Origin of the sequence: Corallococcus sp. CA053C, assembly GCF_003611675.1 — a bacterium.
Classification (GTDB): Bacteria; Myxococcota; Myxococcia; order Myxococcales; family Myxococcaceae; genus Corallococcus.
In genome coordinates, this window is the sequence record NZ_RAWA01000012.1 from 1 (window position 1) to 22,067 (window position 22,067).

The following is a 22,067-nucleotide window of genomic DNA, read 5'->3' on the forward strand; positions in this document are numbered from 1 at the left end:
CAGCAGGCGCACGTGCGCAGCTCGCACACGGTGGATGTCATCGCGCCGGGAGAGAAGGTGGACACCATCCTGGGCCGCATGAAGGTGGAGCGTCCCGCGCCTCCGCCGCGAGGAGGGGAGGCCATCCGTCCGCCTCCCGGTGCGGGGACACGAGGCCCGAAGGAGGGCCCCGGGCCGGGTCGTCCCAATGGGCAGCGCCCGCCGGGGGATGACGGCCACATGCGCTCGCCGTCCCCGAGGACCGACGGCGCGCGACCGCCCCCCAACCAGCAACCGCCTCCGTTTCAGCCGCCGCCCAACCAGCAACCCCGGCGATGAGCGCCGTGACAGGCCCCGCGCGACCGACGCGGCCCGCGGCTTCGGGGTGCGTCAACGCGCTCCCGGCGGCGGCGGTGCCCCTGTCTCCGAGGAGTCCCAGCGGGCGGTGCCTCCTCATGGCACCGGGGATCGGACCGGATGGGCGGGGCCGCGTCTGCGTGCACGGAGCACGGTTCCCGCGCCGGCCCTCACGGAATGAGGTACGTCCGTGAGCATGTGGACGGGCCTCCTGCTCCTGGTGGCGCTCACGGCCGGTGAGCCGTTGGAGGACGCACGCCAGGCCTTCGCGGCGGGCCGCTACGCGGAGGCGGAGCAGCAGGCGCTCCAGGCCGCACCGTCCGGCGCCGCGCTCTACCTCGTGGGACTGGCGCGCTTCCGCACCGGCCGGCCCGCGGAAGCCCTGGAAGCGCTCGACGCCGCGGGACAGGCGCCGGACGCTCCCGAACCCGACGGGTGGAACTTCAACCGGGGCGCCTGTCTCTACGCCCTGGGCCGCTTCGAGGAGGCCGAGCAGGCCTTCGCCCAGGTCCGCGCCGAGGCCCCACTCGCGCGGGTCGCCTGGGCCAACGCGGGCTTCGCGGCGTTCGACGCGGGCTCACCCGAGCGTGCCGCGCAATGGGCGGAGCGCGCCGCGGCCGGGGCCTCCGCCGAAGAGGCTCCCCTGGTGGAGGAGTTGCGCGCGCTCCTCACGCCAGCCCCCACCGTCAACGAAGGGGACGAAGCCTACCGCCAGGGGCTCGCGGCCTTCGATGCCGGCCGCTTCGACGAGGCGCGCGCCCACTTCCTGCGCGCCGCGACGCTGACGCCCGACTCCGGACGGGCACGCCTCATGGCGGGCGCCGCGGCCTACCGACTGGGAGCGCGCGCCGAAGCCCACGAGGACCTCACGTCGGCGCTCACGCTGCCCCTGACTCCGCTGGACCGGAGGACCGCGCACCAGTACCTGGACCTGCTGTCCTTTGGACTGCGATTGACCGGCCCCGGTGGTTGGGCCACCGCGAGCGTGGGGCCGGGCTTCGACAGCAACGTGCTCCAGGTGGGCATCGCCGCGCGAGACGTCTCCGGAGCCACCACGGACCTGGACACCGCGAGCGCCTTCGCCGAAGCGAACGTGGGCCTCACCGCGCGCTTCCGACTGTCGGACGGACTCTTCGCGACCCTCTCCTACGGCGGCACGCAGCGGGCCTACGCCCTGAGCTCGGTCCAGGACTACTCGCTCCAGCTCCACCGGGCGACGGCGGCGGTGGAGTGGGAGGCCGCGCGCCGCGTGCGCATGGGCCTGCTCGCGGGCGGGGACCTGTTCTTCACCGGCCTGGAGGACTTCCGAGGGCTGCAGGCGGCGGTGAACGCGGGCGCGTGGCTCGCGTGGGACGAGACCGAACACACCAGCACCCGGCTGGACCTGGGCTTCTCCGGCAAGGACGGGCTCGGAGAGGAGTTCGCGTACCTCACCGGGCCCCGCCTGGAGGCCACGCTGTCCCAAGAAGGGCGGCTGCGCTCCGGCAGCTTCACGGCGTGGTACCGCTACCGGCAGGACCGCATCGGCACGCTGGTGCAAGCCATCACCCCCACGGAGGCCACCGTCGCATCGCAGGCGTATGTCATTCCCTTCGGCTTCATGAGCCACGCCGTCGGGGGCTCCGGACGGTGGCAACCCCTGCCCTGGCTCACCGCCAGCGTGGATGCGGAGGTGGAGTGGCGCCGCTACCTCGAAGACAGCTCGCTGCGCGTCGAGACGACCGACGGCGCCACCGAGACCTGGAACGCACGCCGCCGCGAGGACGTGCGCTTCTCGCTGGGCCCGTCCCTGAGCGCGAGGCTGTCGGAGCACTTCCGACTCTCCGCGCGTTACGAGCTGCTGGTGAACCGCTCCAACATCGACATGCGACTCACCGACGAGGACACCGCCGCGTGCGAGGGCGCGGAGCGCCTCTGCCATGTGTATGACTACACGAATGGCATCTACGAGAAGCATGGCGTGATGCTCCAGCTCGAAGCGGTGTGGTGAGCCGGGGGCAAACACAGGCCCCCGACACGGGTGGGACGAAATCCCGCGCGAGGATGTTCCCTGTCGACTTCGCGATGGAGGCCCCTGCCTCCCGGGTGGGGCCGCCAGGCGCCCCGCGCGCCGGGGCCTGTTGCGAAGGCCGGGCCCACGTCCCCACGTTCCGCACGAAGGACTCTCACGACAGAGGAGTCGCACCGTGCCCATGTCCAGACTCTCGCTGGCCCTCACCGCGTCCGCGACGCTGTGCTTCTCCGCGGGCTGTTCCAAGCAGGAGATGCACAAGTCCACGTCGCACCAAGCGAGTTCCCCCTCCGCGCAGTCGTCCGTGGATCAGCGCTGCCCCATGGCCGTGCCAGGAGCACAGGTCCGCACCGAGGACACGTCGGACGGGGTGGCGCTCATCTTCACCACGTCGGATCCGACGCAGGTGGCGGACCTCCAGCTTCGCAGCCGGCGGATGCTGGACGAACAAGCCCGGCGCACCCAGGGGCAGACGCCCATGGACCTGGCGCAGGAAGAGGACCTGGGCGACAGCGCGACGGAGGAGCAGGCCGGCCGCGATGAGAGCGGCACCGGAGGTGGCGGTGCCCTGGACACCGCCGGAGCGCCGACCGTGCCGTCCCGCGCGGTGGCGCAGGACACGCAGGACGGCATCACCGTCACCTACTCCGCCATGGACACGATGCAGAAGCGTCAGCTCATCGACGAGGTCCACGAGACGGCCCGCCAGCTCAAGGGCGGCCACTGCCCCGGCATGTAGCCTGAGAGCGCCTACCGGCTGAACACGACCGTGAGGTTGTTGCTCGGCATCTCCACCACGCGCTCCCGGGTGAGCCCGTGTCGCAGCGCCTCCGCGGTGACCGCGCCCAGCTCACGCACGCCCCAGGTCGGGTCCCGGGCCCGGAGCGACTCGTCGAAGGCGACGTTGCTGGGCGCGGGCACCGTGCCCTCCACGAAGTAGGGCCCGTAGAGAACGAGCCGCCCGCCCGCGCGCAGCACCCGCGCCGCGCCCCGCATCAGGCCCTGACACGCCTCCCACGGGGCGATGTGGATCATGTTCACGCAGAGCATCGCGTCCGCGTGCTCCACCGGCCACGCGTCGGAGCTCGCGTCCAGCATGCGCGCGGGCAGCAGGTTGGGCGTCCCCTCCTCCGCGCGCCACGCATTGATGCTCTCCAGCGCTCCAGGGTCCCCGTCCGTCGGCTGCCAGGACAACCCCGGGAACGCCCGGGCGAAGAAGACCGCGTGCTGGCCGGTGCCGCTCGCCACCTCCAACAACACGCCCGAAGCGGGCAGCACCTCCCGGAGGACGGCGAGGAGCGGTTCGCGGTTGCGCTCGGTGGCGGGGGCGTGGCGCATCATGGCCGCCGTCCTTCCACACCCGCGCACGCGAGGGAAGCCCACACCCACGGTCAACCTTGTCCAAAGGGCTCCTCGCGGAAGATTGCACCCACGGGCGACACGAACCAACGACGTGCGGGAATTCCGCAACACTCCTTCGCCCTTTCCGACAACTTCCTGCGAAAGCGAGAACGCAGTCGTTCTCGTGGATGTTCGTCTCGCATCACCATCCAGGCTGGAGTGACCTTGAAGTTCTTCAATCGCAATGTCTCACGCATGCTGTGCTCGGTGTCGCTGCTCGCGGTCGCGGGTTGCGGTCCGCTGGACACGGACCCCTCTTCCCCCTCCGAGCAGGAGGGCGTCTCCGCCGAGGTCGGCGCGACGCGACAGGCGGTGTCCAACATCGCCTACCGGAGCAGCAGCAGCGCGACCGGCAAGAGCATCACCTCTCTGACAATCCCCACGCCCGCGGGCACGGTGGCGGGTGACGTGCTGCTGGCGCGCATCATCAACCGCAACGTCGTGGCCGCGGTGGCGACGGCGCCCGCGGGCTGGACGCTGCTGCGCTCGGACCAGAGCGCGTCGCAGATCAAGGCGTGGGTCTTCTACAAGGTCGCGACCGCGTCCGAGCCCGCCAGCTACGCGTTCAACCTGGACCTGGCCAGCTACATGGCCGGCACCATTTCCGCGTTCTCCGGCGCGGACCCCACGAACCCCATCGACGCGCAGGCCGGCCAGAAGAACGGCACCACGGCCAGCTTCAACACGCCCGCCATCACCACGAGCACATCCAACGGCGTCGCGGTGTGGTTCGGCTCGCAGATCTGGACGGGCGCCGCGTGCCCCACGAGCCCCATCGTGCCGCCCACGGGCTTCGCGGAGCCGCTCGACACCTGCCTCGTGTCCTCGTCCACGGGCCTGCTCTTCGACGTGGCCCACATGGACCTGGGCGTCGCGGGAGCCCAGGGCGCGTTCAACGGCTCGTCGCCCTACGCGGAGACGAACATCGCGCAGGTCGTCGCCCTGCGCGCGGCGGGCGCGTCCGCGTCCTGCTCCGCGGGTGACACCTTCGCCACCACGTACACGATCCAGGGCAACGTGGCGTCCCCCGCCATCGTGGAGCCGTCGGGCCTGGCGATGAGCCGCCTGACGCCGGGCGTCCTCTACGTGCACAACGAGGACACCACCGCCATCGTGGCCATCAGCACCGCCGACGCGAGCACCCTGGGCACCTTCAACGTGTCCAACGTGACGCCCGCGGACTGGGAGGACGTCGCCTCCGGGCCGTGCCCCACCGGCCAGTGCATCTACATGGGTGACATTGGCCGCGCGAGCGCCAACTTCCCCACGCCGCCGTCCACCTTCGCCGTCTACCGCATCCCGGAGCCCAACATCGGCGCGGGCCAGACGAGCGGCAGCCTCACCGCGACGGCCTTCCCGTTCCAGTACCCGGACACGCCCAAGGACGCGGAGACCATCATGGTCCACCCCACCACGGGCGACATCTACATCATCACCAAGTCCTACACGGGCGCGTCCAAGGTCTACAAGTTCCCCCAGCCGCTGCCGGCGCCAGGCACGATGTCCACCCTCGTCTTCGTGGCCAACCTCACGCTGCCCACCAGCGCCACGGACGCCAACTACGGCGCGGCCACGTCGGGCAACATCCACCCGTGCGCGAACCGCTTCCTCTTGCGCACCTACCGCAAGGTGTATGAGTTCCGCGCGGCCCCGGGCGCGGCCTTCGAGACCGCCTTCGCCGCCACCCCCGTCTCCCTGACGGACACGGTGGAGGGCCAGGGCGAGGCCATCGAGTACGACTCCACCGGCACGGCCTATTACACGATGAGCGAGACCCCCTCGCCCTTCAAGCTCAGGCGCGTCGTGCGCCAGTAGCCCAATCGCAGTCACCCACGGCCGCGCCCGGCTTCACGCCGGGCGCGGCCCCTTCGTGTGAAACATCCGGAATCGTTCAATGGGAATGGAATTGATGTTCTTTCCCGTTTTGCTCGTGTAATCGCAGTCATGCGATTTTTCCAAACCGGCTTCGTGCTGTCCGCGCTGGTGGCGTCCCTGGTGGGTGGCTGCGGTCCCCAGGAGGGCGCACCGGGCGACCTGCCCTCCAGTGATGCGCTGCTGGGAGAGGCCCGCGCCGCGGCGACGACAGCGCACCAGGCGTTCCGGGTGATGACGTACAACGTGCGGGGGCCGCTGGACACGGGTGTGCTCGCCTGGCCCAACCGCAAGGCGGCGGTCCTTCAGCGCATCCTCGCGAACAACGCGGACATCGTGGGCGTGCAGGAGGCGCAGGCCCCGGTGGGCGGGCCCAGCATCCCGGCGGACCTCATCGCGGGCCTCACGGGCACCGACAAGCCCTACGGCGTCTACAACCCTGGCGGCGGCAGTCCGAAGCTCATCTTCTTCAAGAAGAGCCGCTTCGAGCTCGCCACCGAGGTGGGCCAGGGCAACGAGGCGCTGGTGAACCCCTACGCCTCCGGTACGACGTGCTTCAGCCACGCGGAGGGCAAGAAGATCGCCTGGGTGGGCTTGCGCGACCTGACGTCGGGCCAGGTGTACTTCGTGGCGAACACGCACTTCGCCTATGCGGCGGCGTGTTCGCTGGGCCGGGTGAAGGAGGCGGCGCAGATGGCCGCGTTCCTCGCCACGAAGCCCGCGGGGCTGCCTGTCATCGCGATGGGGGACTTCAACTCGGACGCGCAGAGTCCGTCCACGCAGGGGGAGAGCACCATCGAGGACCTGGAGGCGGGGGCGAAGCTGTTCCGCACGGCGCGCTTCGACGGCACGACAGGCGAGGACGACGCCACCTTCAACAACGCGTGGGACGGCACGCCCTCCACGACCTACGCGCGGCTGGACTACATCTTCCACAACGGGGGTGCGCTCACGTCGTCCGCGCCCGTCATCGACCGGACGGCGAGCGGCGGCAACACGCCGTCGGATCACTTCGCGGTGCTCGCCACCATTCGCCCTGCCCTCTTCTCCGCCGGCTCCACCTTCTCTGCGACGCCGGGCGGCACCTCCGCGGCCACGCAGGTGTTCTTCGCGGACGTCACCGGGGATGGGTGCGCGGACCGCATCTCCTGGAACGCGACCCTGGGCGGAGGGGAGACGTGGGTGGCGAAGTCGAAGTGTGACGGGAGCTTCGCCGCGGCGGTGAAGAACGAGGGTGCGTTCAGCGCGGTGTCGACGACGCGGTTCTCGTTCGCGGACGTCACCGGGGATGGGTGCGCGGACAAGGTCCTCTGGCGGCCCACGCTGGGAGACGGCGAGGTGCGCATCTACCCGTCGAAGTGCGACGGCACCTTTGGTGACCGCGTGTCTGTCTTCCAGGCGGCGAGCCAGAGCGAGTCCACGCGCCTGTCGTTCGCGGACGTGACGGGGGATGGATGCGCGGACCTGCTGCGCTGGAACCCAAAGGAGCGGGCCGGTGCCTTCGAGACCTTCGTGGCGAAGTGCGCCGGGACGCCGGCCTTCGGCGCGGCGGTGCAGAGCACGTTGGGAGCGAACACGAGCGAAGGCACGCGCGTGTACTTCGCGGACGTGGACGGTGACGGCAAGGCGGACCGCCTCCTGTGGAACCCGGACCAGGACGGGGGCCGCACGCGCGTGTACCAGGCCACGGGCGCGGGGGCCTTCGCGTTCGCGTTCGCGCACGACGCGGGCACCAGCGGCGTGGACACGACGCGCCTCTACTTCGCGGACGTGGACGGTGACGGCAAGGCGGACAAGGTCTTCTGGCGTCCCACCTACCGCCAGGGCCGGATGCAGATCTACCCGAGCACGGGCACGAACTTCGCGGGCAGCCCGGTGATGGACAACACCGGCTACAGCGGTTCGGAGAACACCACCTTCGCCTTCGCGGACATCGACGGCCGGGGCGGCGCGGACAAGGTGTACTGGAACCCCAACAGCTACGACGGCGACACCAAGGTGTTCCGCGCGCTGGCGCAGTGACGTGACATCTCCCCGACATGCGCGCCCTACTCCCAGCCACCCTGCTGTTCGCCGCCCTCGCCACGGCGTGCAGTGCTGGAGGCGAGGTCATCCGGAAGGACGAAGCATTCGAGCCCGGCACGGCGGTTCCCAGCAGGACCCGGGAACTCATCCTTGTCGCCAACGCCCATCGAGACTGCGACCAGGAGCAGATTGAATGCTTCGCGGAGTGCTGGAAGGCACCGCCACCGTGGCCCTACAAGCGGGGCGACAAGAGCTATGGCACCTACTGCGCGAATCTCTGCCTGAAGAAGTACATGCGCTGCATCGAGGAGCTCAAGTCGCGCCCTGTCGCATTCCCGACCATGCAAGGCGCGCTTCAGTGGGTCCATGAGCACGAGACGGAGCTCCTCGTGGGAACCGTCGTCTTCGTGGCAGGAGCGGCTTTTGTCGTGGGCACGGGGGGTTCGGGAGCATTGGTCCTCCTCCCCATCGCGGCCGCCCTCTAACATCCCAGGAGCCCATGACCTCCCCTCTCGACGACTTCGACTTCGACGCACTCTTCCCCGTCATGGAGCGTCTCGCGCAGGCCGCGACTCCCGAAGAAGAGCGAACGCTGCGAATCGCGGCCTACGGCCTGCACTACATCGACAAGCTGTCGATGCTCGATGGCTTCAGGAGCTACCTGCGAGACGCGCAGACTCCCGCCACCGATGCGAACCTCATCGAGCACGAGTTCGTCTCGATGCCGGACGCCCGCCAGTGGTTGACGCAGGCCCAGGGACGTGACGTTGGCTCCCTGGTCAGGGTCGCGGGGAAGACCCATGCTGTCTGGAGAGACGAGGCCGGTGAGCTCACGCTGGCGCCATCTCTCACGCCGCAGGACCTTGAGAAGCTCAAGAAATGAACACCCTGTGAATGCCACCCCCCCAATGACTGTAGGGTGAGGGTTCCGCGCCCTGGCGCAGTGAGGGTGGCACCGCGCAGACTGCCGCCCCGACATGCGCGCTCCCCTCTTCGCCACCGTCCTGTTCGCCGTCCTCGTCTCCGCGTCCGTCCGGGCCCAGGCTCCCGCGGCCACGCCGCCCCGCTCGTACCTGCTGCGGCCAGCGCGCGTCTTCGACGGCACCACGTCCAAGCCTCACGCGGGCTGGGCGGTGCTCGTCACCGGGGAGCGCATCGTCGCGGCGGGTCCTGCCCAGGGATTGAAGGCGCCGGAGGGCACGGAGGTCATCGACCTGCCGGGCACCACGCTGCTGCCGGGGCTCATCGAAGGCCACTCGCACCTGTTCCTGCACCCGTACAACGAGGCGCCCTGGAACGACCAGGTACTCAAGGAGTCCCTGGCGCTGCGCGTCGCTCGGGCCACGAACCACGCGAAGGCTGCACTGCTCGCGGGCTTCACCACCACGCGCGACCTGGGCACCGAGGGCGCGGGCGACGCGGACGTGGGCCTCAAGCAAGCCATTGACCAGGGCATCATCCCGGGCCCGCGCATGGTCGTCACCACGCGCGCGCTGGTCGCCACCGGCAGCTACGGCCCCAAGGGGCTCGCCTCGGAATGGACGGTGCCCCAGGGCGCGGAGGAGGCGGACGGCGTGGATGGGCTGACGCGCGCGGTGCGCGGCCAGATGGGGCGCGGCGCGGACTGGATCAAGGTCTACGGCGACTACCGCTGGGGCCCGCGCGGCGAGGCGCTGCCCACCTTCTCCCAGGAGGAGATGCGCCTCATCGTGGAGACGGCGAGGAGCGGCGGACGCCCCGTCGCGGTGCACGCCAGCACGCCGGAGGGCATGAAGCGCGCGGTGCTGGCCGGCGCGGAGAGCATCGAACACGGCGACGGCGGCACGCCCGAGGTCTGGAAGCTGATGGCGCAGCGCAACGTGTTCCTGTGCCCCACGCTGGCCGCGGGCGACGCGATGCTCCAGTACCGCGGCTGGAAGCGGGGCGTGGATCCGGAGCCGGAGTCATCCCAGAAGAAGCGCGCGGGCCTCAAGGCCGCCCTGGCCGCGGGCGTGCCGCTGTGCGTCGGCGGAGATTCGGGCGTCTTCACGCACGGGGACAATGCGCGAGAGCTGGAGCTGCTCGTGGGCAGCGGCGTGACGCCCGCGCAGGCACTCCAGGCAGCCACCTCCGGCAACGCGCGCATGCTGCACTGGGAGGACCGCATCGGGCAGGTGAAGCCGGGGCTGCTCGCGGACCTCGTCGCCGTGGAGGGCGACCCGACGCAGGACATCTCCGCGGTGCGTCAGGTGCGCCTGGTGATGAAGGGCGGCACGCTGTACCGACGCTGAGGCCCCCCGCCCAACGCCGCAACTCCTGAAGTCCGGGAGCGACAATCCAAGAAAGCAAGCCTCCACCCATCGCTCTCGCCGGGCCCGGACGTGTCCATCCGGGGCCCTGGGGTCCCCATGTCCCGCATCCCCTCGCCGAACGCCACGCCTCCGCGCGTCACGCGCACCGATGGCCCCAAGGCCGCGCCGCCGTCCGCGCAGGCGCCCCGTGCGACGGGCCTGCCGACGCGGGACAGCTTCGCCCCGGAGTCGAACCGCCTCGTTGCCGGGGGCCGCGCCCAGACGCCCGCCGTCGCCATCGACCCGCAGGAGTTCCGCCAGGGCCCTTCGCAGCGCGAAGTGCACAACGACCTGGAGCTGGGGAAGCTGCGCGAGCGCTCGAAGCTCAACACGCTGCTGGGCGAGGACGGCCCGCGCACCCGGGAGAGCGCGCTGTCCCAGGCCGACCTCCTGCTCGGGGGCTTCCACCTCCACTCCAAGAAGAAGACGGACGAGGGCGCGGACATCACCCGGGACGCGGAGCACGTGAACTCGACGAAGGACACCGACCCCACGTCGACGCGCCACCAGATGGCCGCGGAGATGGTGGAGTCGAACGCCGCGCTGGAGCAGGAGGCGCTTCAATCCCTCTCACCCACCGACCAAGCGCAGTACCTCGCGGTGAAGGAGCAGCTGCTCGCCATCGAACCGGAGGGGGATCCGGTGGCCGCGCTCGCGCTGCAGACGCTGCTGCTGAAGGGCTCCCTGCCCGGTGACGAGGCCCTGGGCGGCGGGGGCACGCTGTTGGAGCAGTTGAACGGGCTCGCCACGCAGGAGCTGGGAGAGGGCATCGACCGGGGGCAGCTCCTGTCGGACGTGGTGCAGGAGGTGGCCACCCCGGAGTCCATCGGGCAGCGCAACAAGGGGACCTGCGCGGCGACGGCGGTGGAAATCCAGCTCGTGAAGGAGAACCCCGCCGAGTACGTGCGGCTCGTGAGCGGACTGGCCAGCCCCGAGGGCCAGGTGACGCTGGCGGACGGAAAGACAGTCATCGCGCGCGAGGCGCTGGGCACCGACGCGCACGGCTTCGGCGACGACGTGCGTTCGGAGAGCCAGGAGCTGCTGGCGCCTGCGTTGATGGAGGCGGCGAACGGCGCGGACCTGGACTACCAGGACGGGACGGACACGCACTACGACGGGGACGGCGACGCGGTGCACAAGGGGCTGAACGCGAGCGAGAGCGACCGGCTCGCGGAGGCCGTCTTCGGCCGCAAGTACGACACGATGTCCGGCATCGACACGGCGACGGAGGAGGCCACGGCGTGGGACCTCATCCAGGAGCGCACCGCCGAGGGCGAGTCCGTCGCGGTGGGCATCGACTGGACGGGGGGCGGCCACAAGGTGGTGGTGACGGGCACCGGCGTGGATGAGAAGACGGGCGAGGAGTACGTCGAGTACACCAACCCCTGGGGCCGCACGGAGCGCATGCCCAAGGACGAGTTCCTGGACCGCCTCAACTCCGTCCACACCCGCGCGGAGGAGAAGGAGCGGCCGCACCTCCCGCCCATCTTCCGGCGCCCCACCGCGTTCGCGGGGTAGCGCGTTCCCGCCGGATGTCCCAATCCTCCAGGCCCGGGTGTCTCAAGCCGCATGACGAGACGCGGCTGGAAGGCCCTGGGCGTGGTGACGTGCATGATGGGAGGGACAGGACTGCCCCCTTCCGCGGAGGCCTGCAGCGGTCCCGTCTGCGACAGCGGGGGCAGCGTTCCGACCTCGGCGAGCGCGGAGGTCCCCGCGAACCTGCCCGCCCTCTTCATCGTGCCCCCCATCTTCCAGACCCTGGACGCGGGCAGCGTCCACCTGCGCACGGCCGAGGGCGCCGACGTGGCGGCGACAGTCACCCCGAGCGCCCACGGGAGCGCGGTCGTGGTGCCCGCCGCGCCGCTCGTTCCCGGAGCCGCCTACCGCCTGGAGGGTGACAGCCCCTGTCCGTATGGGCCAGGCACCCTGGGGGCGACCTTCACCGCGAGCGCCCCCCTGCCCCTGCCCAGGGCCACGGGGCTGCTGGAGGCCGGCCTGGAGCAGCAGGGGACCGTCGCCGTCATCGGAGGGGCGACGTGCTCGGTGGACACGCAGGGCAGCTCCTTGCGGCTCCGCTTCACGCCCGCGCCGGAGCTGGTGCCCTTCCTTCCGTGGGTGCACTGGACGGTGGAGGTGGATGGCAAGCCCTGGGCCACGGCACCGCACGGCTCGCTGGGGCCCACCGGCGAGCTCGCCGACACGATCCGGCTGAAGTACACGCGGGACCTGCTGTGGCTCTACACGGTCTGCGAGGTGACTCCCCCGACGGCGCATCCCCAGGACCTGGGGCTCGAACCAGGGCGACACGTGGCCACGTTGCGTCCGGTGCTCGAACACCTGGATCCGCCGCTGCCGTCGGTGGAGGTGCCCTTCGAATTGACGTGCCCGAAGAAGCCCGCCGACCCTGTCCCCGATGACGAGGGCTGCTCGCAGGCGGGCGGCGGGCTCACGGCGCTCGGGCTCCTCGCCACGCTCCAGCTCTGGCGGCGGCGCGCGCGGAGTGCGTCCCCACTGAGCCATGTCCCAACCTTCCAGCCTCCGGTGTCTGATGAGGCATGCACGGACACACCCCGAAGCTGGCCACCGTAGGGATGTTCCTCCTGGGGATGGGAGCGCTCCTTCCTTCTTCAGCGCACGCCTGCGTCGCGCCCAACTGCCTGCGAGGGACACGCTTCGCGCTCCCCGCTGACGGCGCAGCAGTGCCCGCGAACCTCCCCGGGCTGGTGGTGGTGCCACCGCTCCTGGAGAGCGTGGATCCGACCACCGTGCGGCTGCTCCTGGACGATGGGACTCCGGTGCCCGCGAGCGTCACGGCGGGAGCCCACCAGACGCAGGTCCTGGTCCCGGACGCGCCGCTCGTGCCGGGCACCCCCTACCGTCTGGAAGCGAAGGGCGTCTGCAACTTCGGCGGACCCCAGGAGACCCAGGCCACGACCTTCACCGCGGGCCCGGCCCTGTCGCTGCCCACGACGACCGGGACCCTGACGGCCGGGACGCCTCAACGGATGACCTTCGCCGTGTATGGGGATTCGAGCTGCGGGAACACGCAGGCGGAGGGCGACACCACCACCCTGCGCTTCACGCCGTCGCCGGAGCTGGTGCCGTTCCTGCCGTGGGTGCACTGGTCGGTGGAGGTGGACGGAGAAGCCTGGTCCTACGCGAAGCACGGCGGGCTGACTCCGACGGGCGAAAACCCAGACACCCATCTCTACGAATACAACCGGGGCCTGATGTTCCTCTACACGGTCTGCGGGGAGCCAAACCCCACCATGCCCCCGACCCGGGGCCTCACGCCCGGACGCCACCAGGCCACGCTCAAGGGCACGCTGGAGCACGCCCACCTCACGCTGCCGCCCGTGACCGTGGACTTCGAGCTGACGTGCGCCCAGGCGCTGCCAGAAGACCCTGAAGAAGAGCCCGGAGAGGACCCCGAGGGCACGTCACACCACGGTTGTTCGCAGGCCGGGGGAGGCCTGAGCGCACTGGCCCTCCTGGCCACGCTCCGGCCCTGGCGCCGCCGGGCCACGCGTCGCGCGGCTCCCTGACGGCTCAACCCACTGCGGCATATTACCCGGGCATAATTGACGCCCATTTATATCCGGGTAATATCCCGTCATGCCTTCACCTTCCGCCTGCTGGACCGCCTTCGCGGGACAACGCCTCCTTGCCTCCGGGCCACCGGCCGAGGTCGTCACCGTGGCGCGCCGCGCGCTCGACGCGGGCGAATCCGAATCCCTCCTGCTGTTCGATGACGCCACGGGCCAGCAGGTCGACTTCCACCTGCGCGGCTCGCTGGAGGAGGTGCTCGCCCGCCTCCAGCCGGCGCCGGAACCGACGGCGGAAGGCTCCGACCCCCGAGGCCCCGGACGTCCGAAGCTGGGCGTGGTGGCCCGCGAGGTGACGCTCCTGCCCCGGCATTGGGAGTGGCTGTCCCACCAGCCCGGCGGCGCCTCCGTAGCGCTGCGCAAGCTGGTGGAGGCCGCCCGCGCGACGCACGGCGAGGCCGACCGCGTCCGTCAGGCCCAGACCGCCGCGGATCGCTTCATGACCACGATGGCCGGCAACGCTCCGGGCTACGAGGAGGCGGCCCGCGCGCTCTACGCGGGTGACCGCACGCGCTTCAACAAGTGGACCCGTGCGTGGCCGGAGGACATCCGCGACTGCGCACGCCGCCTCGCGGCCCCTGCGTTCGCCAAGGAGACACCGTGAGAGCGCCCATCAACCGCCAGTGCGCCGAAACCATCGCCGAAGGACTGGAACAGGCGCCCACGGCCCTGCGGGGCCTGTTCGAAGGGAACAACCTGGGCAAGCAACGGGTTCGCATCGCCACCTGAGTCCTCAACCCCGCAGGGAGCCGCGAATGAACTTCCAGACCCCGCTGACCACCCTCCTCGCCGTCGCCGCGAGCGCCACCGCGGAAGCACGCGACCCCGCGCAGGACGAACGCGACCTGCTCAAGGTCGAAGCGGCCATCTGTCGCGCCTTCGAGGCCGGCGATGCGGACACCCTCCGCAAGAGCCTGGACAAGCAGTTCACGCTCACGGACTCGAAGGGCACCGTGACGAACCTCGACCAGAACCTCGCGGAGGTGTCCAAGCGCGACCCCGTCTACGAGGTCTTCAAGAACCACCACCAGAAGGTCGTCCTGTACGGCGACGCCGCCGTCATCACCGGCATCACCACCCTCAAGGGCCACTCCGGCAAGGTGCAGTTCGCGGGCGACTACCAGTTCACCGACACCTGGGTGTATCGCGAGGGCCAGTGGAAGCTGGCCGCTAGCCACGCGACCAAACTGGCGAAGTGAGGGACGCGGCGGCGAGGCACACGCCCAGGCGCCGCAGTCCCTCCGCGATGCGCGAGGTGGGTATCGCGCCATAGCCAATCACCAGGCCCGCCTTCGCTTTAGGCCCGGCGCAGTAGCGCGAGAGCGTGACGAACCCGACACCCGCGGCCTGGGCCCGCGCCACCACCTCCCGCTCCAGCTTCAGGCCTCCCCGCTGGAACGTCGCGCTCAGGTGCAGGCCCGCCATCGACGGCAGGGGCTGAAGCCAGTCACCGCAGTGGCGTGTCAGCCCTTCCAGGACGCGCTCGTGCCGCTCCTCGTACTCACGGCGCATCTTGCGGATGTGCCGCGCCAGCATCCCCCCGTCGATGAAGCGCGCGAGGGCCGCCTGCGCGGGGAGCTGGCTGTGCCAGTCCATCACGCGCTTGGCCCACCGCAGCTCCCGCTGGAGCGACGGCGGCGCGATGAGGAACCCCAGCCGCAGCACCGGGAGCATCACCTTCGAGAACGACCCCACATAGAGGACGCGGCCGGAGCGATCCAACCCATGCAACGTCTCCAGGGGCCGGCCTCCGAAGCGGAACTCGCTGTCGTAGTCGTCCTCGATGATCACCGCGTCCCGCTGCTTCGCCCAGTCGAGCAGCGCGCTCCGCCGGGCCGGAGACATGGGCATGCCCAGCGGGAACTGATGGGACGGCGTGACATAGACGAGGCGCGCGGAGTCCGGCAGCGCCCGCACGTCGAGCCCCTCCGCATCCACGGGCACGGGCACGACGCGCGCGCCCAGGGACTGGAACAACTGCCGAGCAGGGGGATAGCCCGGGTCCTCCACCGCGACGCAGTCCCCCGGTTCGATGAGCACCCGTCCCACGAGGTCGAGCGCCTGCTGCGCCCCATGCGTGATGAGGACATCGTCCGCCTCCGCGTGAACGCCCCGCGCGACGCCCACGTGCCGGGCCACCGCTTCGCGCAGCCCCGCGTGCCCCGCCGCTTCGGCATACCCCTCGGACAGCGCGGTGGCCCGGAGCTGGCGCGCCACCAGCCGGCGCCACGTCTCGAAGGGGAAGTGCGAGGTCTCCGGAATGCCGACGCGGAAGTCGTAGGCGGCGGGAGCCTGGAGCACGGGCTCCCCGGGCAGCTCGCGCCAGAAGGCCCGGGCGCGCAGGCGCACACCGCCAGCGTCTCCTCCCGCCCGGCCGCGTCGCGCGGCGGCCTCCCCCTGGACGAAGCTGCCCGCGCGCGTGCGCCCTTCCAGGAGCCCCTCGGCCGTGAGCCACTCGTAGGCCAGGCTCACGGTGTTGCGGGACACGTCCAGGCGCAGCGCCAGCTCGCGGGTGGGCGGCAGCCGCTCGCCACGTCGCAGGCGCCCGTCGAGGATGGCCGCGCGCAGCTCGCGGTAGATCTGCCCGGACAGGTCACGGCGGCCCTGGAGGGTGACGTGGAAATCCATGCCCGATGCTCCCATGGATTGGCCCCATGGAAATCGTCAATCCTGGCCCTCCCACAGGTCCAGGGTTGGGGCACCCTGGCGCCATGACCTCCTCCACCGTCCTCGCGTCCCTTCCCGTCGACTCCGAACGCATCCCGTGGCTCCCCATGCAGTCTCCGGGCCTCTCGTTCAAGCCGCTCCGCTTCTTCCGCGACGGGAGTGGCTGGGTGTACCTGTTCCGGCTGGAGCCCGGCACCCGCATCCCGCGCCACCGTCACACCGGCGAGGTGCACGCCTTCAACCTCTCGGGCCGTCGCCAGCTCGACACCGGGGAGGTGGTGGGCCCCGGCGGCTACGTCTACGAACCGCGTGGCAACGTCGACAGCTGGAAGGTGGTGGGCGAGGAGCCGGTGGTCATCCTCATCCATGTGCGCGGCGGGATTGAGTACCTGGGCGAGGACGGCCAGGTCCTCCGCACCGCGATGCCCGCCGACCGGCTGGAGAGCTACCGGCGCTGGTGCCAGGAGACCGGCGCGGAGTTCCTCGCGACCTGCGAGTAGCGCTCAGGGACGCGGGCGGGGGTCGCCCCAGGCCGCCGCGGAGATCCTCCACCGCCCGTCGGCGCGCACGAGCAGCAGGTGATCAATGAAACGCGTCCCCTCGACGACGACGTCCAGCTTCGCCGCAGCCACGTTCCCACGGACCTCCACCTGGAGGATGCGCCAGGGGCTGTCGCGGTCCTGGACGCCGGCCTCCTGGTTCAGCGCGTAGCGGGCCGCCGCCTCGGAGAGCGGAACCCAGGTGAAGGGCACCCCCTCCACGTGCAGGCGGTAGTACCGGCAGTCGGGTGTATGGGTTTCGTGCAGGAGCGCGGGGCTGTAGACGGCATGCGCTTCGATCTTCCCTTCGAGCACCGCGCGAATCGCCTCCACCTCGGAGGCGGACGCGGCCACCTGCTCCCCCGCTCCGACTCGCTGGAACACCTTGCCCACGATGCGCCAGCCCGTGGGCGTCTCCACCACGAGCAGCAGGTCATTGAAGACATGGTCGGGCCAGCGGGAGACCGCCTCCATCAAGGCGAAGGGGCCTTCGCGGTCGAGCACCGTCCACCGGCGCTCCAGCGCGGGCTCCGGATGGGCTGCTTCCGCGTCCAACCGCTGCCACCACTCCAACTGCGTGAGTGTCTTCAGCGCTCCACGCTCACCGTCCACCCACTGCATGAGCACCGCGGGGTGGAAGGCCTGGCGCAGCAGGCGGCTGGAATGGGAGTCGGCGGCGAGGAAGTACGTCCGCACCGCCTCTTCGGGCGTGGCGTTCTGATGGGACGAGGTCATGGGGGGACGGGGATGCGTACAGGCCAGGAGCTGCGCGAGGACCATTCCCAGGAGCAGGGGCTTGGGCATGGCGACAAGGTGCGCGCGAAGCGGAGATGACGCCAATTGATAGTGCTGGCGGAGGGCCATAGAAACGCTCGATGGACTTCCCGGACCTCCCCTTCCTGCGCACCTTCGTCGCGGTCTACGAAGCGCGCAGTGTCACGGCGGCCTCCGCGCGCCTGCACCGCACCCAGCCCACGGTGAGCTACCAGCTGCGCCGGCTGGAGGAGACGCTCGGCGCGCCCCTGTTCGAGCGCCGCTCCGCGCGCCTCGTCCCCACGCCCGTGGCGGATCGCCTCTTCCGGTTCCTCGGCGGCTTCGCGCGGGACGTGCAGGCGGTGTTGCAGGGCGAGGAGGCGGACCGGCCGTTGGAGATCGCCGCCGTCTCCGGCTTCGGCCGCTACGTGCTCTTCCCGAAGCTGCTCGCGGAGGAGGGACCGCGACGGGGGCTGACGCTGCGCTACCCTTCCGCCGACGACGTCTTCCGCCAGGTGCTCGAAGGACAGGTGGACGTGGGTTTCACCTACCGGGCCACCGTGCATCCGCGTCTGGTGTTGACGCCGGTGTACGAGGAGAAGCTGGTGCTCGTCGCCGGAGCCGCCTGGGCCCGCCGCCTGCGCGCGCAGGAGGACTTCCAGGACGTGCCGCTCGTGACCTACGACGAAGGGGACTACGTGATGGGGCGCTGGCTGGGCCACCACTTCGGCAGACGCCACCCGCGCTGGTTCAGCACCGCGCACTTCGAGGAGCTGGAAGAGGTGCTGGCGTGGGTGGGGAGCGGCCACGGCGTCGCCGTCGTCCCCGACTTCTGCGTCGCCCCGGGACGGGGCCTGAAGGTGGTGGGCTGGGGCAAGGCCGCGCTGACGAACACGGTCCATGCGGTGCAACGGACCCATGCGCCCGTGCGCCCCGCCGTCGCGGAGCTGCTCGAGCGCCTGCGGGTCCTCACTTCGTGAACAGGAGCAGCTCGCGCAGCAGGAGGATCTTCACGATGGGCGCGATGAAGGTGAGCTGCCGGACGACGGGCACGAGCTGCTTGTTGTCGAGGCTCAGCATCCTGAGAGGGAGGACCGTGGTGTTGTAGGTCTTCAGGGCACCTTTGCTGGTGGGCGGGGTCCAATCCCATTGATAGCCCCAGACCTCGTCGACCTCGTCCTCGTCGTCCTTCTTCGATTCGAAGTAGCCGCTGAAGTCGTCATCGTCCTCCTCCACGACGGGGGAGGAGAAATGGGTCTTCAGCGTCTTCAGCATCAGGGAAAGGTCTGGCAGGGAGCCCGCTTTGAAGAACACCTCGCAGGCGGGCATGATCAGCTCCTTGAGCTTGCGCGTGTCCTCGTCATCCGGAGAGAGGGTGTACTTGGCGATGTTCGCCGAGGCCAGCAGGTAGCCGATGGTGTGGGGCGCGTCCTTGACGAGCGCCACGTCGACCGGGTCCTCTCCCTGCCCCTTCACGAAGGTCCACTTCCTGGCGAACAGCTGGGTGAAGTTGATCGCGCCGGTCGCGACGCAGCGAAGGGCGTCCAGGTTCGACAGCCATAGCGGCAGCGCATGTCGGGGCTCGGAGAGGAACAGGATGGACAGCACCGTCGAGCAGACGGTCCGGACGGAGACGGAGACCTTCGTGGTGAGCGGGCTCTCCCGTTCGCTTCCCAGGGTCTTCACCTTGAGGGGGCACTGGATCTGGGTGTCGAAGAGCCCATCCGAGATGGGCTTGCAATCACCCGTCGCGTACTCCGGGCCCAGGAAGCTGAGCAGCTGCGCCGCCATCTTCGCGTCGCTCGCCCCCATGCAATCCTGCGTGGCCATCTGGAGGAGGAGGAAGAGCTCCTCGTAGGACAGGTCGAGGATGCTCAGCGTGTCCAGGTCCTCGTACTTCGTATCCAGCACCGTCCCTTCGACGACCTGCTGCTTGTCGACGAAGGAGATGATGCGCGTGGCCCCCTCGCCCTTCCTGGACTTCGTGTTGTGGAGCCACACACAGGTCGGGAGTCCGCCGAGCACCACATGGGTGAAGGAGTGGGCGATGTCAGCCCCGTCCTCGTCCACGTGGGTCATCACCTGCTTCAACTGCTTTCCCTGCATGCGTTTGCGGAAGACCGTCAGGTGGACGAGCGCCTGGATCCACGAAACCGGCTCCCCTTCCTCGATGAGGACCAGCCCCATGTCGGGTTGCCCTGTCACCCCCAGGTAGCGCTTGCGGCCCCCGCCCTTCTTCTTCAGCTTCCCCAGCCAGTGCTCCTGGGGATCCTTTCCCAGCGAGGAGTCCTTCTTGGGCGCGTGCGTCAGGAGCTGATCCTTGAGGCTGCGGTAGATGGCATGGAAGGCCCCGAAGTCCTCCGTGAAGGACGCATGCGCACCCTTCAAGGCCGTGTCCTTCTGGCCCTTGAGCACCAGCGACGAAAGCCGTGACAGCCGCTGCCCGAGCTGCTTCGTCTTCACGCGCTGGGGACAGGCGTTCGTGAAGCCCCGCAGACGGAGCGCCGACTTCTTCGGAGGCTTGGGGAGCTCCTTGATGGACTCCTCGAGGGAATCCTCAAGGGAATCCTCGGGGGGATCGAAGAGGGACAGCATCGTCGGAGCGTGCCGCGCCCGCCGGAAGGACGGGTTGCGCTCCCGGTTCTCCTTCTTGACGGCGCCCACGATGAAAAAGGCCTTGTCCCAGTCCGTGGCGGCCTCCTGCATCCCTTCCTTGCCCACCATCTCCAGGAGCGCGTTGGTCAGGATGGTGAGGGTCGTCCAGAACATCGACCTCACCATCCGCTCGAAATCATTCCAGTCCTGGGCGCTGGCAAGGCCCGTGAAGTGGGCTCGGCGCAGGGCTTCTCGGAGTTTCTCGTGCATTGGCTGTACCCAGGCGGGCCGGCATCCGCGGCGCCAGGAGAAGGAACCCGCGAGCGTGCCGGGCCGGGACTCCAGGAATCAACACTTGAACGGAGAATCCGGCCCGTGGGCCCCGGAGCAGGCGGGCAGGCCTTCCTCCGGGACAGGTTTTCTTCCCTCGGGACCGGGGTTGAGGGAAACACGTACTCCATGAGTGCTCGGCAGTTCGACGTGGTGGTCCTCGGCTCGGGTCCGGGGGGTGAAGGCGCTTCGATGAAGGCGGTGAAGTCCGGCCGCCGGGTGTGCACCGTGGAGGAGAGCCCCCTGGTGGGAGGCGCCTGCACCCACACCGCCACCATTCCCTCCAAGGCGCTGCGCCACGCCATCCAGCGCCTGATGGACGTGCAGCGGGACCACCCGGAGCTGCGCTCGGAGCTGGCGCGCCACACGCCGCTGGCGGACATGATGCGCGCCGCGTCGTCGGTGGTGTCCAAGCAGGTGCAGCTGCGCAGCACCTTCTACGAGCGCAACCGCGTGGACCTGGTGGTGGGTCGGGCCCGCTTCCGGGATGCCCACACGGTGGAGGTGACGGAGCCGCGCGGCTCCGTGGAGCTGCTGACGGCCGGGGCGTTCGTCGTGGCCACCGGCTCCCGGCCCTACCACCCGGCGGGCGTGGACTTCCGCCACCCGCGCATCTTCGACTCGGACACCATCCTGCGGCTGCGCGAAGCCCCGCTGTCGATGATCATCTACGGCGCGGGCGTCATCGGCTGCGAGTACGCCTCCATGTTCCGGATGCTCGGCGTGAAGGTGGACCTGGTGAACACGCGCGACCGGCTGCTGTCGTTCCTGGACGACGAAATCTCAGACGCCCTCTCCTACCACCTGCGGGAGCAGGGCGTGCTCATCCGCCACCAGGAGGAGATGACCCAGGTGGAGGCCCACGACGACCACGTGGTGCTGCACCTGAAGAGCGGCAAGCGGCTGAAGGCAGACGTCTTCCTCTGGGCCAACGGCCGCTCCGGCAACAGCCGCGACCTGGGCCTGGAGCCGCTGGGCATCACGGTGGATTCACGCGGCTGCATCCAGGTGAATGACGCGTACCAGACGTCCGTGCCCCACATCTACGCGGTGGGAGACGTGGTGGGCGCCCCGTCGCTGGCGAGCGCGTCGTATGACCAGGGCCGCTTCGCCGCCACGCACATCGTGGAGGGGCGGCTGGAGCACAAGCTGGTGAAGGACATCCCCACCGGCATCTACACCAGCCCCGAGATCAGCAGCCTGGGCCGCACCGAGCGCGAGCTCACCCAGGCGGGCGTCCCCTACGAAGTGGGCCACGCCTTCTTCAAGAGCCTGGCGCGCGCCCAGATCACCGGCCGCACCGTGGGCATGCTGAAGCTGCTCTTCCAGCGGGAGACGCGAGAGATATTGGGCATCCACTGCTTCGGCGACAACGCCTCCGAGATCATCCACATCGGCCAGGCCATCATGGCGCAGGAGGGGGCGGGCAACAGCATCAACTACTTCATCAACACCACGTTCAACTACCCCACCATGGCCGAGGCCTACCGAGTGGCCGCGCTCAACGGGCTCAACCGCCTGTTCTGACGCCGGGCCCGCCGAAGCTGGAATGACGAAGGGCACCGCGGGCGTACGGCCCACGGTGCCCCGGGTGTCACGGCGA

At 70.0% G+C, this 22,067-nt stretch carries 20 protein-coding genes and 1 pseudogene; 17 read left to right on the forward strand and 4 right to left on the reverse strand.

Features of this window, described 5'->3' with window-relative positions; genetic code table 11:
* The 3 genes and pseudogenes from D7V97_RS44010 to D7V97_RS03005 form a co-directional block, all read left to right on the forward strand.
* Nucleotides 1-318, forward strand: a pseudogene (locus D7V97_RS44010) (hypothetical protein); the annotation flags it as partial.
* 214 nt (nt 319-532) lie between these two features.
* The gene (locus tag D7V97_RS03000) at nt 533-2,326 is read left to right on the forward strand and encodes a tetratricopeptide repeat protein (protein ID WP_120609060.1); all 1,794 of its coding nucleotides are present in this window, start codon (nt 533-535) and stop codon (nt 2,324-2,326) included.
* Nucleotides 2,327-2,528: 202 nt separating this feature from the next.
* Nucleotides 2,529-3,086 (forward strand): hypothetical protein, encoded by a 558-nt coding sequence (locus tag D7V97_RS03005; protein ID WP_120609061.1) that lies wholly within the window; start codon nt 2,529-2,531, stop codon nt 3,084-3,086.
* 11 nt (nt 3,087-3,097) lie between these two features.
* Here the strand turns inward: D7V97_RS03005 and D7V97_RS03010 are convergent, their stop codons facing one another.
* Nucleotides 3,098-3,688, reverse strand: coding sequence for a DUF938 domain-containing protein (locus tag D7V97_RS03010; RefSeq protein ID WP_120609062.1), 591 nt, complete (start codon nt 3,686-3,688; stop codon nt 3,098-3,100).
* Between the two features lie 219 nt (nt 3,689-3,907).
* Between D7V97_RS03010 and D7V97_RS03015 the strand changes: the two genes are divergently transcribed.
* The 11 genes from D7V97_RS03015 (at nt 3,908) to D7V97_RS03065 (ending at nt 14,779) form a co-directional block, all read left to right on the forward strand.
* Nucleotides 3,908-5,563, forward strand: a complete 1,656-nt coding sequence (locus D7V97_RS03015; RefSeq protein ID WP_304988497.1) for a cell wall anchor protein — start codon at nt 3,908-3,910, stop codon at nt 5,561-5,563.
* Nucleotides 5,564-5,692: 129 nt separating this feature from the next.
* On the forward strand, nt 5,693-7,642 hold the full coding sequence (locus tag D7V97_RS03020; protein ID WP_120609063.1) for an FG-GAP-like repeat-containing protein: 1,950 nt from the start codon (nt 5,693-5,695) through the stop codon (nt 7,640-7,642).
* 17 nt (nt 7,643-7,659) lie between these two features.
* A complete protein-coding gene (locus tag D7V97_RS03025; protein WP_120609064.1) occupies nt 7,660-8,130 on the forward strand; it encodes a hypothetical protein in 471 nt (156 codons plus the stop codon).
* A 14-nt stretch (nt 8,131-8,144) separates the two neighbouring features.
* Nucleotides 8,145-8,528 carry a hypothetical protein gene (locus tag D7V97_RS03030; RefSeq protein WP_120609065.1) on the forward strand — a complete coding sequence of 128 codons (384 nt, stop codon included), beginning with the start codon at nt 8,145-8,147 and terminating at the stop codon, nt 8,526-8,528.
* A gap of 94 nt (nt 8,529-8,622) precedes the next feature.
* Entirely contained in the window at nt 8,623-9,915 is a 1,293-nt protein-coding gene (locus tag D7V97_RS03035; RefSeq protein ID WP_120609066.1) for an amidohydrolase family protein, read from the forward strand.
* A 117-nt stretch (nt 9,916-10,032) separates the two neighbouring features.
* A complete protein-coding gene (locus D7V97_RS03040) occupies nt 10,033-11,493 on the forward strand; it encodes a hypothetical protein (protein ID WP_120609067.1) in 1,461 nt (486 codons plus the stop codon).
* Nucleotides 11,494-11,544: 51 nt separating this feature from the next.
* Complete coding sequence (locus tag D7V97_RS03045; protein ID WP_199728684.1) at nt 11,545-12,564, forward strand: hypothetical protein; 1,020 nt, start codon at nt 11,545-11,547, stop codon at nt 12,562-12,564.
* A gap of 110 nt (nt 12,565-12,674) precedes the next feature.
* Complete coding sequence (locus D7V97_RS03050; protein WP_233582486.1) at nt 12,675-13,520, forward strand: hypothetical protein; 846 nt, start codon at nt 12,675-12,677, stop codon at nt 13,518-13,520.
* A gap of 70 nt (nt 13,521-13,590) precedes the next feature.
* A complete protein-coding gene (locus D7V97_RS03055; protein WP_120609069.1) occupies nt 13,591-14,184 on the forward strand; it encodes a DUF2239 family protein in 594 nt (197 codons plus the stop codon).
* Nucleotides 14,181-14,309: a hypothetical protein gene (locus D7V97_RS46440; protein ID WP_255424746.1), complete on the forward strand. Its 129-nt coding sequence runs from the start codon at nt 14,181-14,183 to the stop codon at nt 14,307-14,309. Before D7V97_RS03055 ends, D7V97_RS46440 begins: the two co-directional genes overlap by 4 nt.
* Before the next feature lie 26 nt (nt 14,310-14,335).
* Nucleotides 14,336-14,779 carry a nuclear transport factor 2 family protein gene (locus D7V97_RS03065; RefSeq protein ID WP_120609070.1) on the forward strand — a complete coding sequence of 148 codons (444 nt, stop codon included), beginning with the start codon at nt 14,336-14,338 and terminating at the stop codon, nt 14,777-14,779.
* Here the strand turns inward: D7V97_RS03065 and D7V97_RS03070 are convergent.
* Entirely contained in the window at nt 14,751-16,208 is a 1,458-nt protein-coding gene (locus D7V97_RS03070; RefSeq protein WP_120609071.1) for a PLP-dependent aminotransferase family protein, read from the reverse strand. The genes D7V97_RS03065 and D7V97_RS03070 overlap by 29 nt on opposite strands.
* An 83-nt stretch (nt 16,209-16,291) precedes the next feature.
* Here D7V97_RS03070 and D7V97_RS03075 point away from each other — a divergent pair, with 83 nt between their 5' ends.
* Complete coding sequence (locus D7V97_RS03075) at nt 16,292-16,747, forward strand: 2,4'-dihydroxyacetophenone dioxygenase family protein (protein ID WP_120609072.1); 456 nt, start codon at nt 16,292-16,294, stop codon at nt 16,745-16,747.
* 3 nt (nt 16,748-16,750) lie between these two features.
* Here the strand turns inward: D7V97_RS03075 and D7V97_RS03080 are convergent, their stop codons facing one another.
* Nucleotides 16,751-17,590: a nuclear transport factor 2 family protein gene (locus tag D7V97_RS03080; RefSeq protein WP_120609101.1), complete on the reverse strand. Its 840-nt coding sequence runs from the start codon at nt 17,588-17,590 to the stop codon at nt 16,751-16,753.
* Between the two features lie 71 nt (nt 17,591-17,661).
* On the opposite strand from D7V97_RS03080, the gene D7V97_RS03085 reads away from it, so the two are divergent.
* On the forward strand, nt 17,662-18,519 hold the full coding sequence (locus tag D7V97_RS03085; RefSeq protein WP_120609073.1) for a LysR family transcriptional regulator: 858 nt from the start codon (nt 17,662-17,664) through the stop codon (nt 18,517-18,519).
* Here the strand turns inward: D7V97_RS03085 and D7V97_RS03090 are convergent.
* On the reverse strand, nt 18,509-20,404 hold the full coding sequence (locus tag D7V97_RS03090; RefSeq protein WP_147444666.1) for a hypothetical protein: 1,896 nt from the start codon (nt 20,402-20,404) through the stop codon (nt 18,509-18,511). The genes D7V97_RS03085 and D7V97_RS03090 overlap by 11 nt on opposite strands.
* 189 nt (nt 20,405-20,593) lie before the next feature.
* Between D7V97_RS03090 and sthA the strand changes: the two genes are divergently transcribed.
* Nucleotides 20,594-21,991: a Si-specific NAD(P)(+) transhydrogenase gene (sthA, locus tag D7V97_RS03095; protein WP_120609075.1), complete on the forward strand. Its 1,398-nt coding sequence runs from the start codon at nt 20,594-20,596 to the stop codon at nt 21,989-21,991.
* Nucleotides 21,992-22,067 lie beyond the last annotated feature (76 nt).